This window comes from Pseudoalteromonas sp. G4 (assembly GCF_028875915.1).
GTDB lineage: Bacteria > Pseudomonadota > Gammaproteobacteria > Enterobacterales > Alteromonadaceae > Pseudoalteromonas.
The window spans coordinates 13,728-31,209 of record NZ_JAPEHW010000051.1; the positions used below are offsets into that span (position 1 = coordinate 13,728).

Sequence of the window (17,482 nt, forward strand, 5' to 3'; positions counted from 1 at the left end):
CTTAACGCCATGTAATTAATAGTTGATCAATTATTGACCCCCTTCTTACACAACCTTCAAACGCCTTTTGTCGACAATTTATCCCTCTTTAGTCTAATTTTACAAAATAAATCACTAAAATTGTCGACAATCTGTTGATCTCTTCGTGAATCACTCCTATATTAGCCCTTGTTATTGTCGACAATAGTTAGGTTTTAAATTGGAAAATGAAGTAAAAACAGCGTCAGATAAAGTTTTTGTCGACATTCGCCAAGCCATTGTGGAAGGTGAAATAGCGCAAGGCTCAAAAATCTCTGAGCCTGAACTCTCCAAAAAGCATCAAGTTAGCCGCGCGACCTTGCGTGAAGCGCTTAATCGTTTAGAAAGCTGCCATTTAATAGAGCGTAAAGCCAATGTGGGCTGCCGTGTAATTTCGCTTACTCCAGAAAAGTTAGATGAAATTTATCAAGTACGTAGCGCCCTTGAGGGGCTGGCGTGCCGTTTAGCAGCAACCAATATGACAGACGATGAAATCAATCAGGTAAAAGCCTTGCTTGATGAACATTTGTCGACACAACGGGTGCGCCAAGGAGAGTCTTACTACCAAGAAGAAGGTGACTTAGATTTTCACTACCGCATTATCAAAGGCAGCAAAAACAGCCATTTAATTAACTTGTTGTGTAATGAGTTATATCAATTGGTGCGTATGTACCGAGTGCAGATGGGCATGAATGGCCCACGTGTTAGCAAAGCATTTGATGAGCACTTGGCTATTATTAATGCCATTGCAGCGCGCGACGGCGAACTAGCCGAATTATTAATGAAAAGACATATCGCGGCGTCAGGTAACAATATTGAACGTAAGTTTCAGTAATGCGTGATGCCAATAAAAGTGTAAACAAATTTAGTTAGCGTAACGCTAGCGTACAAATATAAAAATACCGTTCAAAGGAGACATACATGTCAGCAGGTTTGAAGTTTCGCCAAGCATTAGCAGAGAACCAACCGCTTCAAGTGGTCGGCACTATCAATGCCTATACTGCAATGATGGCAGAGAAGGTAGGGCATAAAGCCATTTACTTATCAGGCGCAGGGGTTGCCAACGCAAGTTACGGTTTACCCGATTTAGGCATGACAAGCTTAGATAATGTGCTTGAAGATATTCGCCGTATTACCAGTGCATCTGATTTACCACTACTCGTAGATGCCGATACAGGCTGGGGCGGCGCATTTAATATTGCGCGTACCGTAAAAGAAATGACAAAAGCAGGTGCAGCGGGTTTTCATATTGAAGATCAAGTTGCGCAAAAGCGTTGTGGCCACCGTCCAAATAAAGAAATCGTAAGTCAGCAAGAAATGGTTGACCGCATTAAAGCGGCGGTTGATGCAAAAACGGATGAGCATTTTTACATTATGGCGCGTACCGATGCATTTCAAAAAGAAGGGTTAAATGCCGCAATCGACCGCGCTGCAGCATGTATTGAAGCAGGTGCCGATGCAATCTTTGCAGAAGCTGTGCACGACCTTGCTGACTATAAAGCATTTAGCGATGCGCTTAATGTACCAATTCTTGCCAATATTACTGAATTTGGCCAAACACCAATTTATTCAAAAACCCAATTAGAAGAAGTGGGTGTAGGCATGGTGCTTTATCCGCTAAGTGCGTTTAGAGCAATGAATAAAGCGGCGCTTAATGTGTACAACACTATTTTAAGTGAAGGTTCGCAAGCAAACGCAATTGATTCAATGCAAACCCGCGCCGAGTTGTATGACTTCTTAGATTACCACTCGTTTGAAAACACACTTGATAAACTTTTTCAGAATAATAAATAAGGGGCAGGAAAATGGTAGATAAAGCATTAGGCGGAGCAGGATTACGTGGTCAAGTTGCTGGTGAAACAGCGTTATGTACAGTAGGTAAATCAGGCAGTGGTTTAACGTATTGTGGTTATGATATTTCAGAACTTGCAGATAAAGTTGAATTTGAAGAAGTATCGTACCTTTTAAGCCGTGGCGAATTACCAAATCAATCACAACTTGATGAGTACAAGGCGAAACTAAAATCACTTCGTGGTTTACCTGCGGCACTTAAAACCGTTCTAGAATCTATTCCGAAATCAGCGCACCCAATGGATGTAATGCGTACCGGTTGTTCAATGCTAGGCAACCTTGAAATGGAAACCGACTTTAACGATGTGAACGACCATATCGACCGTATGGTTGCGGTATTCCCAAGTATTATTTGTTATTGGTATCGTTTCTCGAACGACGGTGTACGTGTTGATGTTGAAACTAATGACGATTCAATTGGCGCTCACTTCTTACATTTATTACACGACAAAGCACCAAGCGAGCTATTTGCTAAGGTAATGAATGTATCGCTAATTTTATATGCAGAGCATGAATTCAACGCATCTACTTTCACAGCACGCGTATGTGCATCAACACTGTCTGATGTGCATTCATGTGTAACCGGTGCAATTGGCTCACTGCGTGGCCCACTGCACGGTGGTGCAAACGAAGCCGCAATGGAAATGATTGAGAATTTCACAAGTGCTGATCAAGCTGAAGAAGCACTGATGGGCATGCTTGAGCGTAAAGAAAAAATCATGGGTTTTGGCCATGCAATTTACCGCGAGTCTGACCCGCGTAATGTAATCATCAAAAAGTGGTCTGAATTACTTGCAAAAGAAGTTGGCGATGACGTGCTTTACCCAGTGTCTGTACGCTGTGAAGAAGTAATGTGGCGTGAGAAAAAGCTATTTTGTAATGCTGATTTCTTCCATGCATCGGCATATCACTTTATGGGTATTCCAACAGCGTTATTTACGCCAATCTTTGTAATGAGCCGTGTAACAGGCTGGACAGCACACGTGAAAGAGCAACGTGCTAATAACCGTATTATTCGCCCAAGTGCTGATTACACAGGCCCAGAAGCACGCGAAGTACCACCTATTTCAGCGCGTTAATGTCGCATTATATCAAGGCATGCCTAGCATGCCTTTACTCCGAGTTTGTTGTGGAGCCCATATGAATACCCAATACCGTCAAAAGCTAGGCAATACCGGCCTAGATTATTTTAATGTTGAAGCTGCGGTGAATGCCATTTCACCGGGGAGCTATCAACAATTACCTTACACCTCAAAAGTGCTTGCTGAAAATTTAGTTCGCCGCTGCGAACCTGCAATGCTAACTGATTCGTTAAAACAATTGATTGAGCGCAAGCGCGACCTTGATTTTCCGTGGTTTCCTGCGCGCGTGGTGTGTCACGATATTTTAGGCCAAACCGCACTGGTGGATTTAGCAGGCCTTCGTGATGCCATCGCAGAGCAAGGCGGTGACCCATCATTAGTTAACCCTGTAGTACCAACACAGCTGATTGTTGACCACTCTCTTGCGGTAGAGCACGGCGGTTACGATAAAGACGCGTTTGAAAAAAACCGCGCGATTGAAGATCGCCGTAATGAAGACCGCTTCCATTTTATTAATTGGACTAAAACGGCATTTAAAAATATTGATGTTATCCCACCAGGTAACGGTATTTTGCACCAAATCAACCTTGAGAAAATGTCGCCTGTTGTACAAGCGCGTGATGGCGTTGCCTTCCCAGATACTTTAGTGGGCACAGACAGCCATACACCGCATGTTGATGCATTAGGTGTTATTGCGATTGGTGTGGGTGGCCTTGAAGCTGAAAGCGTAATGTTAGGCCGTGCATCGTATATGCGTTTACCAGACATTGTCGGTGTTGAAATTGTGGGTGAGCGTAAGCCTGGTATTACAGCAACCGATATTGTGTTAGCAATTACCGAGTTTTTACGTAATGAAAAAGTGGTGTCTACATACCTTGAATTCTTCGGTGAAGGTACGCAGCACTTAAATTTAGGTGATCGTGCAACCATTTCAAATATGACGCCAGAATACGGCGCAACAGCGGCCATGTTCTACATTGATGAAAAGACCATTGATTACTTAAAGCTAACAGGCCGTGAAGACAGTCAAATTAAGCTAGTCGAAGAATACGCAAAAACCACAGGCCTTTGGGCATCTGAAATGACTGAGGCGAAATACGAGCGCGTATTGACCTTTGATTTAAGTGCGGTTGGCCGTAATATCGCAGGGCCTTCTAACCCGCATCGCCGTGTAGCAACCAATGAACTTAAAAACACTGATTTACTGGGTGATTATTCGCATACAGATACGCAAATGCCAGATGGTGCGGTAATTGTGGCAGCTATCACTAGCTGTACCAATACATCAAACCCACGCAATATGATTGCCGCAGGTTTAATTGCACGTAATGCAAATAAACTCGGTTTAACCCGTAAGCCTTGGGTTAAATCTTCGCTTGCGCCGGGTTCTAAAGTGGTTAAAAGTTATTTGGAAGAAGCAAACTTATTACCAGAGCTTGAAAGCTTAGGCTTTGGTGTTGTGGGTTTTGCCTGTACTTCGTGTAATGGTATGAGTGGCGCGCTAGACCCTGTTATTCAACAAGAAATTATTGAGCGCGATTTATATACTACTGCCGTACTTTCAGGTAACCGTAACTTTGACGGCCGCATTCACCCTCATGCTAATCAAGCGTTCTTAGCGTCGCCGCCACTGGTTATTGCCTATGCAATTGCTGGGAGTATTCGTTTTGATATTGAAAATGACGTACTGGGTGTATCGGCTGAGGGTAAAGAAATTCGCTTAAATGATATTTGGCCAAGCGATGAAGAAATTGACGCGGTAATTGCAAAAAGCGTTAAGCCAGAGCAATTTAACGCAGTTTATACGCCAATGTTCGATTTAACCGTGGATTACGGCGAAGACAATAACCCACTATATGATTGGCGCGAAATGAGTACTTATATTCGCCGTCCGCCATATTGGGAAGGCGCACTTGCAAAACCTCGTACTATGACAGGCATGCGTCCGCTTGCTGTACTTGGCGATAACATTACAACCGATCATTTATCACCGTCTAATGCTATTCAAGCAAGCAGTGCAGCAGGGGAATACCTTGCCAAAATGGGGTTACCAGAAGAAGACTTTAACTCGTATGCAACTCACCGAGGCGATCACTTAACAGCGCAGCGAGCTACTTTTGCCAACCCTAAGCTGTTTAATGAAATGGTGATTGAGAACGGCGAAGTAAAACAAGGGTCACTTGCGCGTATTGAGCCAGAAGGCAAAGTAACGCGTATGTGGGAAGCAATTGAAACCTATATGGAACGTAAACAACCGCTAATTATTATTGCCGGTGCTGATTACGGCCAAGGTTCATCTCGTGACTGGGCGGCAAAAGGTGTGCGTCTAGCTGGAGTTGAAGCCATTGTGGCAGAGGGCTTTGAGCGTATTCACCGTACTAACTTAATTGGTATGGGTGTTATGCCGCTTGAATTTAAAGCTGGCACAACACGTAAAACGCTTTCAATTGACGGTACAGAAACCTTCGATGTAAAAGGCGTGCCTGCACCAGGATGTGATTTAACGCTGATTATCAATCGTGCAAATGGCGAAGTGGTAGAGGTTCCGGTTACCTGTCGTTTAGATACAGCCGAAGAAGTCTCTATTTACAGTGCGGGTGGTGTATTGCAACGCTTTGCACAAGACTTTTTAGCGGAGACAGCAGCGAGTTAATCGCTGCTATACCTCACTATGACAACAAAATATAAAGTCCCTGCAACTTATATGCGTGGCGGCACCAGTAAAGGGGTGTTTTTTAAGCTAAGCGATTTACCGCTTGAAGCGCAAGCGCCCGGCGAATTTCGCGATAAGTTACTAATGCGTGTGATTGGCAGCCCTGATCCTTACGAGAAGCAAATAGATGGTATGGGCGGTGCAACGTCCAGCACCAGTAAAACAGTGATTGTCGCTAAAAGCGAGAAAGCGGATCACGACGTTGATTACTTATTTGGTCAAGTTGCAATCGATAAACCAAGTGTTGATTGGAGTGGTAACTGCGGTAACTTAACGGCTGCTGTAGGCGCATTTGCGATTAACAATGGGTTAGTGGATGCGTCGCGTATTCCGCAAAATGGTGATGTTGAAGTGCATATTTGGCAGAAAAACATCGAAAAAACGCTGGTGGTGCAAGTACCCGTAAAAAACGGGGAAGTAAATGAATTTGGCGACTTTAAACTTGATGGTGTCGCATTTGCGAGTAGCGAAATTAAAGTACAATTCCTTGCGCCATCCCCAGTGGGCGAAAACATGTTCCCAACCGGGAATTTGGTCGATACGTTATCGGTTGACGGGTTAGGCGATATTCCAGCAACTATGATTAACGCGGGTATTCCAACTATTTTTGTTAATAGTCATGACATTAACTACAGTGGTGTGGAGCTGCAAGAAGACATTAACAGCGATAGTGACAAGCTAGCCTTTTTTGAGAAGCTTAGAATCGCAGGGGCGCTTAAAATGGGGCTAATTAGCGATGCGAGTGAAGCGAAAACGCGCCAGCACACTCCAAAAATTGCGTTTGTTTCTCCATCGCAAGATTACATCAGCTCAAGCGGCGATATGGTAAAAAGCGCTGACATTGATTTAAATGTGCGCGCGCTTTCAATGGGTAAGCTACATCATGCGATGATGGGCACAGCAGCAGTTGCGATTGCCTGCGCTGCTGTGACAAAAGGCACATTAGTAAATTTAGCTGCTGGTGGCGGTGATATTTCAGATGTGAACTTTGGTCATCCATCAGGTACCATGAAAGTCGGTGCAAAAACAACTGAAACTGACACTGGCTGGCAAGCAGAATTTGCCAGTATGAGCCGAAGTGCAAGGGTCATAATGGAAGGGGTATTACACGTACCTTTGTAAATGCACTGTAAAAACAAAGAGTAAGGGGGAAGTTTCGACTTCCCTTTTTCATTTTTAGATTAGTGGTTTTATCCTAAAACACTGTAGGAAATAACCCTCAAGCGAACGACAAATACGTGATAATTGTAAAATTGAGGTGAAATCTGACTATTTTTTAATAAATAATGATTAGAATATTCATACTATTGATTTTATGCGAATAAACGTGCGGTTGTGCATTAAATAGGGCTTTTTATAATAGCCACCGTCGAGACAACAACTACACAAGGAAAGTAGCATGAATAAAACACTATTGGCGGGCTTAATTACTCTTTCATCATTTGCAACGTGCGCAAATGAGTATCAATCTATTAGTCACGCCGCTTATGCTGACATTGAAGAAGACAACCTGTTTCACATCGAAACGCTATATTATTTTGATGCGCGACAAGCACTTGGTCCATACAATGAATTTTCTTACATCAACACCAAGTCTAACATCGGTGCGTTTTACAACGACAATGATGATGTTGATACAATTGGTGTGCGCGGTGAATACTTCTTCAATAATTTTGTAGCAGGTGCAAGCTACAATAATGCAGATTCAAATTGGGGTGATGTAGATTATTATGAGGCTTCATTTGGCTATTTATTTACACCTGACTTAATTGCACGCATTCACTACCGTGATTCTGATGCGCGAGGCATCGATGGCAGTTTTTATGCAACTGCACAGTACAATTTAAGCTTAAACACAACGGATTATGTTGGTTTTACTGCATCAGTTGATGAAGAATTTGATTTCTTTAGCCTAGATACCAAATATTATGCAGAGCTTGGTCAAGGCCGTTACTTAACAGTAAATCTTGATATTGATGCGGGTGATTTTGATCATTGGTTATTAGGTTCAAACTACTATTTTAATAAAGGTTTATCAGTATTTGCATCAGTTAATAAATCAGATGATATTCAAATTGGTGGACGTTATTACTTTAATACCAATTGGGCTTTATCGGGCAGCTACGGTACAAATCTAGATAGCGATTTTGATTACGATATGTATCAAATTAACTTAACGGCACAGTTTTAAAAACATTTTCAAATGATACTTAAAGGAAGCATTGCTTCCTTTTTTTTGTTATATCGAAAAATTCAAGATTCTAAATAAACCATAGACTTAACAGCTTAAAATAGTGATAATTTTTTTTTGCTCGATTAAGGACAAGTAATGAGTACAGAATTAATTTTAAATAGCGGCCAAACTTTATTTAAACAAGGTGACAAGGCTGAGCGCATGTATGTTGTTCGCTCAGGTAAAATTAAACTGATCAAGTCAAAAATGGGTCAGTCGATTGTGTTGGGTTATTTTGGTACTGGTGAGTTTCTTGGTGAAATGGCAATTATTACCGGATCGAAAAGAAGTTGTACGGCTATTGCGGCAGAAGACTCTGTTTTACAGGTATATGAAAGAGCACGCTTTGAAGAAATGCTTACTAATAACTCCGGTGTAGCAGCGCGTATTATTGAAGGTTTAGCTGTACGCCTTGAGAAAACAACTGAACGATTAATGGAGCCTGTAACGCTTCTTGAAGCTGAAACCGAATAGTTACCTGCTCGGTATCGTTTTACTTTATAAATACACAGTGTGCTAACCAAATAGTTAGCCGCTTTACAAGGAAAGTTAATGCTAAAGCAGGCACAAAAGTATTGGATGTTTAATGCATGCTTGTCTGCTTTTTTTAGTGTTGTATTTGTTTATTTCTTTAGTTTTACATCAATTTATAGTCAATTAGAAAACTTCCTCTTTGATAGTCAATCTAGACTGATTTCGCCAAAGTTATCCAACACAGATATTGTGCTTGTCACGATTGATGAAGCAAGTTTGTTACATTACCAAACTGTCTGGCCTTGGCCATTAGATTATTATGTTTATGTGATAAATCGCCTTGAAAAGGCCGGTGCGAAAGTTGTTTATTTTGATTCAGCCTTATTTAGAAATTTGGATGTTAAATTAGAGGAAAACGCCACTGACTTTTTAAATGCAGTTAAAGTCAGTAAAACACCCATTTATATTGGCGAAGAATACCTGCTTACAAAGCCGTTAACAGATTTTAAATCCCGTTACACAAAAGCCGGAGCAAAATCGGCAAAGGTACAAATAACTTCAGACTTAGATGGTGTTGTGCGCGAAATTCCATTTGTAAAAGGTAGTCTTTGGCTATTGTTTGGTGAACAACCTTTGGCAGATAGTGGCCGTATCCATTTTGTCGGTGATAAGCATACCTTCCCAACGGTTTCTTACGTTCAAGCAGCTGACACTGTTAGGCTTCCAGATAGTGTGTTTAACGATAAAATTGTATTGGTGGGATTGAATACTTATACAAAAACACGCCTTTTACTTAAAAACGAGCATCAATACTTAACGCCTTTTACACAATTTAAGGGCAACACCATGTCAGCAATAGAGGTGCATGCAAACCTCATTGAAAATATCAGGCACGATTTATTTTTAAAGCCCCTTCTAGATTGGCAATTTATTTTTATCTCACTTGTTGTAATGCTGCTTGCAATTATGTTTTTTACAGCTGCAAGTATCAAAAAATCGCTGTTAGGTTTGGTAAAAATGCTTTTGTTAATTGGGGGGGGATCGTTACTGGCATTTTATAACCAAGTTTATTTACCTACGTTAAGTTTAGTGCTGTTAGTGTTTAGCTGTTATTTGTTTTATTTCATTATTGGTTTTAGAAAAGAACAAGCACAACGTCGCTTTATAAAACGCGCTTTTTCACGATATGTATCAAGCCAAGTGTTGGATGATCTAATGAATGATCCAGATAAATTAGAACTAGGCGGTGAGCGTAAAGAAATCACCGTGTTATTTGCTGATTTGGCTGGTTTTACAAAACTATCTGAACAACTTGAAGCTGAGCAAGTTGCAGATATTTTGCATGAAATACTGACAGCGCTTAGCAAAATAATTGTTAAACACGGTGGCACAATTGATAAATACATTGGTGATGAGGTAATGGCATTTTGGGGTGCGCCTGTGGCTGAGCCTCTTCATTTTGAAAAAGCCATTGCTGCAGCTATTGAAATGCATCAAAAATGCGAGAAGTTAACGGATAGATTAAACACACGCGGATTACCGCCTGTTCGCTTAAGAATGGGTATAAATTCGGGTGAAGCGATCGTCGGTCACTTAGGTTCAGATGTGTTGTTTGATTACACTTGCATCGGTGATACGGTTAATCAAGCGGCACGTTTAGAAGGTGCAAACAGGCTATACGGCACTGATATACTGATTGGCGAAGCACTTTATCTGAAATTAGAAGAAAAACACCAATTTGTTTTAATTGATGATGTGCTTCACAAAGGTAAATCTGAAAAAACCAAAGTATATGGTTATTTTCCAAATACGTTATTAACCGATAAGCTCAAATTGGCCTTTTCAGCATATAATGCCCAGGATTGGCAATATGCTAAGCAGCTATACAATGAGTTAAAAGACTGCTCAGACTTTGAAATACTAGCCGAACTGTTTTTGCAGCGTATGTCCCAAAGTGAAGTGAATATGCTTAGTGGTGATAGGCAAGGTGAAACTCATTTAAAAAACAAATAGTTTGCTAAGCTTAAAAGGGAATTCCTCTTTTTAAATAAGCTATGACTTTTCAGCACCGCCAGAAATTACACACTGTTTTCACTTGCATATTTGCCTTTGTTATCTGGCTTATCCTTTATTTTTTTGAGCTTGCTTTGCCTTTAGATAATACGCTCTTTGATTTGCGGGAGCGTAATCAAGTGAATCACCGCATACCCTCGCAAGAGTTAGTTATCATCACGATTGATGACAAGTCCATTGAATTAATGAAAGGTGTGGCGGGGCGCTGGCCTTGGCCACGAAGCGTTCATGCTGAACTAATCGAGGGATTAAATCGTTACTCACCAAGCGTGATTGCCTTTGATGTACTGTTTAATGAACCTGATATTTATCGTCCTGATGATGATCTCTATTTTGAACAAGTATTGAATGAGGCAAACAATGTTTATTTAGCCCTGCTAGGTTTAGAAACTTCCAATCAAGCAAAGCAAAGTGAATATCGTTTAGCGCTTTTTCCTTTTACCAAGAAGCCAGGCGAAAAGAAAATAGGCAGTGTTAATGTCTTCAGGCAAAACGATGCTGTAGTAAGACAATATTTATCTAAAATAAGGGTGAATAACGATACCTATTTATCACTCGGTGCACTAATAGCGAATGCTCCATCAACAAGTTTATTGCTGAGCAATACAATTAAACTGAAATGGCAACATCAAGATCAATTTAAGCAGTACAGTTATGCTGATATTTACAATGCGGTAGTGAATGAAAACAGCACTTTCTTAAAGGAGTTTAAAAACAAAAAGATACTAATTGGCGCTACGGCAGCTGGATTATTCGATGAAGTTGCAACATCCATTTCTAATAGTGAACCAGGTGTGTTCGTTATTGCAAATGCAGTGTCTAATTATTTAAATAATGAATATTACAATCAGCTAAGCAGTGTAGTTGTTATCTCATCGGCAGGTGTGCTGATGATATTGATCAGCTGGGTTTATTTATTTAAATTATCATTAGTTAGGCAATTTTGCTTATCGACCGTGGTGTTAGCCCTTCTTTTTTTACTGCTTTGGCAAGGCTATTGTTATTTAGCAAAAACACATAGTGATTTACCGCTTGGTACGCTAATTTGCGCTGTTGGGCTTGCCTATATTTCACAATTTTTAATGCACAGTTATGGTCAATACCTTGAAAAACAATATGCCAATAAATTGTTTGGCAGATTTTTAGACCCAAATGTGGTTAAAAATTTATTAGATCATCAAAATATCGCGCAGTATGGCAGCAGCGATATCGTTGAAGTAACCGTTCTTTTTAGCGATATTCGTAATTTCACCGCACTTTCTGAAAAACACGATGTAACTGAAGTTGTTGCACTTTTAAATGATTACCTGTCGATGCAAGTAGCAACAATTTTTAAGCATAATGGCACACTTGATAAATTTATCGGTGATGCGGTAATGGCTTTTTGGGGGGCGCCTTTAAAATCTGAGAATCATGCAGAACAAGCGATTTTAGCTGCACTTGAAATGGAGAAAAACTTACTAAACTTTAGAGCCCGTTTAGCGAAGAAATACCAGTTTTTAGACATTGGTATTGGCATTCACAGTGGCAAAGTAATGTGTGGATTTATCGGCACCGATCAGCGTTTAGACTATACTGTGCTTGGTGACACAGTTAATTTAGCCAGTCGTATTGAAGGGTTAACCAAGGCTAGTAATCGTATTTTAGTGTCAAAACAAACCGCACAAAGGACGAACCTCAACTTTCAGTATGTTGACAAAGCAACCGTAAAAGGACGTGAAGAACCTGTGGAACTACTAACGCCGGAGCGATAGTAAAATGAAACTAATAACTTATTTGTTAATGTTAACTCTTTTTCCTTTGTTATGTATTGCAAAAACAGAAACACCTTCTCACAGTAAACCTGCAATTGTTGCGATGGCAACAAACCTTTATACAGAGCCTTCAATTAAAAGTGATGTGGTCGCATCGAAAGAAGTTGGCGATCCATTACAAATCGGCAAACGTCACCGTGCTTGGTATTTTGTTGAAGAACAAACACAGCCTACTGCTTGGGTTAAAATGCTTGCTGTTCAACTGGCTACTCAACCAAGGAGGAGTGGCGATTTGGGGGTTGTGTCGTTAATAGAGTCAATAAATTCAAAGCCTACCGCGTCAACCGCAATAAGGGGGTTTGATAAGCATGCCTTTGATAATGTCACGCCAAATAAAGCACTTTTGAAACCGCTCGATTCATTTAAACCCAACATGCGCGATTTAAATCAATTTATTGTAAATGGCAAACTAACGCACGCCGAGGTGCCAAATGATTAAAAAACATTTTTTAATTATTATTTGTGCATTTTTAGTTGTGAGTTGTAATGCAACAGGTGTGAAAATAGCCGGAGTAGATGTAGGTGCCTTGGTAAATCAAGGGGTTACTGTTTATGAAAGTCAAAGCTTTGATGAAAATAAAGAGCAGCAGTTAGGGGAAAACTTAGCATCTGTGTTGGTATCGGTAGCGCCAATTCATCAAGATAAACAGATAAACCAATACGTGAACAAAGTCGGTCGCCATTTAGCAAATCATTCGAGCCGCCCGACGCTAAACTGGCAATTTGCTGTGCTAGATAGCGATGACATTAATGCGTTTGCAGCACCTGCAGGATTTGTATTTATTACTTCAGGCGCCTTACTGCAATTAGACAGTGAGGCCGAGCTTGCTGCGATGTTAGCACATGAAATTATTCATATTACAAAACAGCATCATGTCGAAAAAATTAAAGAGTTAAGTTTACAAAGTGCCCTCACTGAAGTGGCATTTGTTTCAGCAGAAGCCTATCAAACACATAGTGGCGCAAGTAGGTCATCTCGTAATTTAACTCAATGGGCGAGGGCGCTTAGCTCGATGGCAACGGAGCTTTATAGTAAAGGGCTAGATAGAGACGACGAAATCGAAGCGGATATTGAAGCTATTTATTTAATGAGCAAAGCTGGTTATGACGTTTTTGCTATGGCCTCGGTGCTGCAGAGAATAGCATCAATAACACCCACCGACAGTGTACTGGCAAGTCTTTATAGTACGCACCCAAAACCGTCAGAGCGGTTAGAAAAAATAGCTGCAACCTTTGATGCTTTTGAAGCATTTAAAGGGCAAAACTTACAAGTTCGCTATCAAAATACTATTTTCAAATAGTACTTTTTACTGGTTTTAAATGTTGCTTAAAAAATAAGCTTGTCAAACTAAAGCCCTTTCTTTATGTTTTTGAAAAAAGGAGGCTTGCAATGTCAAATATGGCTGAACATGCATTATTTAATTGTCAACAAACAGAACAAGCACAACTTGATACGGATGTGAGCTGTTTTGAATGTACCAAGTGTTTTAATATCAGCACACAATGTTTAATTGATGTGTGTCCGCATTGTGGCGAAGCGTTAAAAGAGCGTAACTTGCGTCCAAGTGAATTACTTGACACTCAAGAAACGCATTGTAGTCGCTCTGTATCGAAAGACGATGGCACGGTGTTTTACGACGATTCTAAAATTGCTTAGTATTCAGTAGTAAACAGTCTACCATGCACTTTAATGGCGTATTCATCGGTCATCGAAGAAATATAATCACATAATTGGCGATATCCTGTTTCGCCTTGCTCTATTGCATTTTGGTAAATACTTTGTCGTGTATGTGGTAATAACCTAAGTGGGTCGCTTGCAAAAGCCGCAAACAGATCTGAAATAATTTTTTGCCCTTTAAACTCGATTTGTTGCATTTCTGGATGACGGATAACATTTTTGAAGACAAATTGCTTTAATCCTTCAAGTAATATTGTTAAATCATCTTCAAGGTATACCTTGTGATCAAGCAGTGGGCTTTCAAATTTACCTAATTGTTTAATTCGCGCTTGGGTAATAAATAAGTTAACCAGCTCACCAATTACATCTTTTAAATCGGCTTCATCGTGTGAAAATAACTGTGCAGATATTCGCGGTAAATTGGTTTTTAGCCAGCCTTTTTGTAGTGCACCTAAATGACTTTCAACAAAACCTTGCCATTGATGGGCTGTTACCATGCCTGTTGCAATTGCATCCTCTAAATCGTGAACACCATAAGCGATATCATCTGCTAGTTCCATAATTGAGCAATCAAGCGACTTATAAAGCGTGCGAGAAATACCATTATTATTTTTAGCAAACTGGGTAAATGTGGTTTTATCCTGGTTTGATAGGGGCGATAAAATCCAATCAAATACTGTGGACTCTTCGCAATATAAGCCTTTAGCTGGTAGCCAGCGTGTAGAGTTTATAAAGCGATCTTGCCCGCTGTCTGTTGGGATTTGCCATAAATGCTTTATAAGCTGCGGATATTTAATAAAACCAAGTAATGTTCGGCGCGTTAAATTCATGCCAAAGCCTTTACTGTAGGGTTCTAACTTTGCAACGATCCTTAACGTTTGCGCATTACCCTCAAAGCCACCATGCTCGCGCATCATATAATTAAGCGCCGTTTCTCCGCCATGGCCAAATGGCGGATGACCAATATCATGCGCTAAAGAAAGCGTTTCAATTAAACTGCGACACGGTAAAAATGCACTTAAGTTATCGTTGGTTTGATTCGCCCTTAATTGACCTAAAATACCACTGGCAATTTGTGCAACTTCTAGAGAATGAGTAAGACGAGTACGGTAAAAATCATTGACACCAATGCCCATAATTTGAGTTTTGGCCTGCAAGCGTCTAAACGCTGCCGCATGAATAATGCGTGAGCGGTCTTTTTGATAAGGTGAACGTTTGTCATCTGGGCGATGCTTGTTTTCTTGATACCGTCTTGCTAACCATTCTTCAGTCATTAATTACCTAGTTAATTTATTAAAATCATAAAGTTATTTTAGACATAAATTGCAACAACTTAAAACACTATTAAGCGATAAGATGTGCCATAGTTTAATAAAGGCTGTTTTGGAGATGTATTTATGCCATTACCATTATTACTCGGTGTTTCCGCAGCGGCAGTATTTGCAAATTCGATGTATCGCAACGAATTAAAAGAGCAAGATAAACGCCGTCGTTATGGTTTAAGTAGTAACGATGCAATAGGGCGCTACCCATGTGATAGTTTGCCAAGTGATAAAAGTGTAGCGCTAGAATTGGGCAATATTGTTTGTTGTGGCGTTTATAATGGCTTTATCCATACAGGTTTAGTGATTGACGATAATCTTATATTGGAACTGCATGGTTCTGGACTTTCTCGAGCGGTAAGTTATAAACGGTTTTTGGCTGATCGCAGTGGCGATAATATTTTTGTTGCCAGCGACCAAACGGGTAATAGCTTTAATTTTACATTTGATGATGATCATGTGGCATCACAATTATTTGCATATCATCCTTATCATGTCAGTAAACGTAACTGCTATTCTCATACGTGGTTTTGCTTAACTGGCGAGATGAAACCCTTTGCAAGCTTTGAACTATTTAACGAACAACTACGTACAATCGGTAAATCTAGTCTGTATTGGGATAGGGCTAAATATTAAAAGCTTACGTCTACAAACGCATTGGTGTAGAATTGTTCCTTTTTTTAGACATTTCTACTTACTAAAATTATTTATGAAGTTATTGTTAAAAGTAATCCTATTTTGTTTATTTGGTTACATGTTGCTGTCACCTTGGTTAGATAAATCCGCTGAGTCACTAGATAGCAACAAAGAAGAAGTAGCCAAACCAGTTATAAAAGAAAAACCCCTTCACAATGTTAAGTTGCCAGATTTTGCCAATATGCATAATGTGCAAAAGCGTAAGCAGGCCTTTTTCGATTTATTAAAACCTTATGTTATTGCAGAAAATAAGCGTATTTTGACCCAGCGTGAGCAGGTAGACTTAGCCTTAACGGAGTTAGAGCTTGGTTATGAAATTCCTACAAATCAAATTGCTGCTTTAACTGATATTTTCGCTGAATACAAAATTGCTGATGAGATAAATGAAGATAGCTTAACGGTGGCACTTAATCGTGTGGACAGTATTCCAGTTGCGATGGTTTTAACACAAGCAGCTAATGAGTCTGGTTGGGGCACCTCACGTTTTGCTCGCATTGGTTTGAATTTTTTTGGTTTATGGTGCTTTAAAGAAGGTTGTGGCATGGTGCCAAATAAGCGTAACGAAGGGCGTAACCATGAGGTTGCAGCGTTTAAATCGTTAGAGCAAAGTGTAAAAGCTTATTTTAGAAATATAAATACACATCCTGCCTATCAACAACTTCGTGATCTAAGGCAAAGCAATCGCTACGATGAACAGATTATACTTGCTGAGAAATTGTTATACGGACTTGGCAGCTACTCAGAGCGCGGCCATGCGTATATTGAAGAGTTGAATCAAATGTTGGTAACGAATCAAAGGTATTTCGGTGAATAAAAAAATATTAGCTGTAAGTTTGTTTCTGTCGACTGCCTCTTTAGGGGCAAATGCTGCAGAATTTGTAGTGTCTTATGATGGCTTTTATGACCGTTTAAAAGTGATGTCTAAAGGTGATTATGCAAGTGCTGATGTCGGTTTTTACCTAGTTAATCAACACGCTAAGCCATGTGCTATTGAAAGCGGCAGTATCATTACAAAAACCAATGAATACCCTTTAAATTATACTAATGATAGTAAATTACTTTTGCCATTTGATGAAACGCTAGATAAAGATAAAGCATTGATTGTGGTGCAGCCAAAAGGCGCTGATCAATGTCAGCTTAAAATGCAAATGGAATCTAGCCAAGAATATGGAGATAGTGTCTCAATAAAGCAAATGGCAGTGCTTTATGACGAGTTTGATGATTTGATGGGACGCTTATCGGGCTTTTTTATGCGTACTTTGTTTTCGTTTATGATGCCTGAAGTAAAAGGAGTGACGCTTGTATTTGACGGCCCTGCATCTAAGCCTATGGGAGCAGATGAATTTATTAGCTGCAAAGACAATCGCTGCACTATTCAAACGCCAAATACCTTAGACGAAAATAAGAGGTTGACCTTTTCGCAACCAATTAAACAAGTTATCCCGTATATTGCTAAATAACCTGAGCTCGGGATAATAAATTACTTTCTAGCAGCTACTTTTACTTATTACTGCGTTAAATTTGTTTG

16 protein-coding genes are annotated in these 17,482 nt (G+C 40.1%); 15 read left to right on the top strand and 1 reads right to left on the bottom strand.

The window, feature by feature from the left end; genetic code table 11:
• Positions 1-199: 199 nt before the first annotated feature.
• From ON073_RS14170 to ON073_RS14225, 12 genes are all read left to right on the top strand, one after another.
• Positions 200-853: a GntR family transcriptional regulator gene (locus ON073_RS14170; protein ID WP_274762526.1), complete on the top strand. Its 654-nt coding sequence runs from the start codon at positions 200-202 to the stop codon at positions 851-853.
• An 86-nt stretch (positions 854-939) separates the two neighbouring features.
• Entirely contained in the window at positions 940-1,812 is an 873-nt protein-coding gene (prpB, locus tag ON073_RS14175) for a methylisocitrate lyase (protein WP_010559978.1), read from the top strand.
• A gap of 11 nt (positions 1,813-1,823) precedes the next feature.
• Complete coding sequence (gene prpC, locus ON073_RS14180; RefSeq protein WP_274762527.1) at positions 1,824-2,948, top strand: bifunctional 2-methylcitrate synthase/citrate synthase; 1,125 nt, start codon at positions 1,824-1,826, stop codon at positions 2,946-2,948.
• A 61-nt stretch (positions 2,949-3,009) separates the two neighbouring features.
• Positions 3,010-5,604, top strand: a complete 2,595-nt coding sequence (gene acnD / locus ON073_RS14185) for a Fe/S-dependent 2-methylisocitrate dehydratase AcnD (protein WP_274762528.1) — start codon at positions 3,010-3,012, stop codon at positions 5,602-5,604.
• 18 nt (positions 5,605-5,622) lie between these two features.
• Positions 5,623-6,786 carry a 2-methylaconitate cis-trans isomerase PrpF gene (prpF, locus tag ON073_RS14190; protein WP_274762529.1) on the top strand — a complete coding sequence of 388 codons (1,164 nt, stop codon included), beginning with the start codon at positions 5,623-5,625 and terminating at the stop codon, positions 6,784-6,786.
• Positions 6,787-7,063: 277 nt separating this feature from the next.
• On the top strand, positions 7,064-7,855 hold the full coding sequence (locus ON073_RS14195; RefSeq protein ID WP_274762530.1) for a putative porin: 792 nt from the start codon (positions 7,064-7,066) through the stop codon (positions 7,853-7,855).
• 138 nt (positions 7,856-7,993) lie between these two features.
• The gene (locus ON073_RS14200) at positions 7,994-8,371 is read left to right on the top strand and encodes a Crp/Fnr family transcriptional regulator (protein ID WP_274762531.1); all 378 of its coding nucleotides are present in this window, start codon (positions 7,994-7,996) and stop codon (positions 8,369-8,371) included.
• A gap of 78 nt (positions 8,372-8,449) precedes the next feature.
• Complete coding sequence (locus ON073_RS14205) at positions 8,450-10,384, top strand: adenylate/guanylate cyclase domain-containing protein (RefSeq protein ID WP_274762532.1); 1,935 nt, start codon at positions 8,450-8,452, stop codon at positions 10,382-10,384.
• A 41-nt stretch (positions 10,385-10,425) separates the two neighbouring features.
• Positions 10,426-12,198, top strand: coding sequence for an adenylate/guanylate cyclase domain-containing protein (locus tag ON073_RS14210; protein WP_274762533.1), 1,773 nt, complete (start codon positions 10,426-10,428; stop codon positions 12,196-12,198).
• A gap of 4 nt (positions 12,199-12,202) precedes the next feature.
• The gene (locus ON073_RS14215) at positions 12,203-12,697 is read left to right on the top strand and encodes an SH3 domain-containing protein (RefSeq protein WP_274762534.1); all 495 of its coding nucleotides are present in this window, start codon (positions 12,203-12,205) and stop codon (positions 12,695-12,697) included.
• Positions 12,690-13,559, top strand: a complete 870-nt coding sequence (locus ON073_RS14220; RefSeq protein WP_274762535.1) for a M48 family metalloprotease — start codon at positions 12,690-12,692, stop codon at positions 13,557-13,559. The genes ON073_RS14215 and ON073_RS14220 overlap by 8 nt, the downstream gene beginning before the upstream one ends.
• Before the next feature lie 89 nt (positions 13,560-13,648).
• Entirely contained in the window at positions 13,649-13,915 is a 267-nt protein-coding gene (locus tag ON073_RS14225; RefSeq protein ID WP_274762536.1) for a hypothetical protein, read from the top strand.
• On the opposite strand, the gene ON073_RS14230 is transcribed toward ON073_RS14225, so the two are convergent.
• A complete protein-coding gene (locus ON073_RS14230; protein ID WP_274762537.1) occupies positions 13,912-15,210 on the bottom strand; it encodes an anti-phage deoxyguanosine triphosphatase in 1,299 nt (432 codons plus the stop codon). The genes ON073_RS14225 and ON073_RS14230 overlap by 4 nt on opposite strands.
• 123 nt (positions 15,211-15,333) lie before the next feature.
• Here ON073_RS14230 and ON073_RS14235 point away from each other — a divergent pair, with 123 nt between their 5' ends.
• The 3 genes from ON073_RS14235 (at position 15,334) to ON073_RS14245 (ending at position 17,414) form a co-directional block, all read left to right on the top strand.
• Positions 15,334-15,894: a hypothetical protein gene (locus tag ON073_RS14235; protein ID WP_274762538.1), complete on the top strand. Its 561-nt coding sequence runs from the start codon at positions 15,334-15,336 to the stop codon at positions 15,892-15,894.
• A 73-nt stretch (positions 15,895-15,967) separates the two neighbouring features.
• Positions 15,968-16,768: a glucosaminidase domain-containing protein gene (locus ON073_RS14240; RefSeq protein ID WP_274762539.1), complete on the top strand. Its 801-nt coding sequence runs from the start codon at positions 15,968-15,970 to the stop codon at positions 16,766-16,768.
• Positions 16,761-17,414, top strand: coding sequence for a DUF2987 domain-containing protein (locus ON073_RS14245; RefSeq protein WP_274762540.1), 654 nt, complete (start codon positions 16,761-16,763; stop codon positions 17,412-17,414). The genes ON073_RS14240 and ON073_RS14245 overlap by 8 nt, the downstream gene beginning before the upstream one ends.
• The last annotated feature ends 68 nt before the right edge of the window (positions 17,415-17,482 follow it).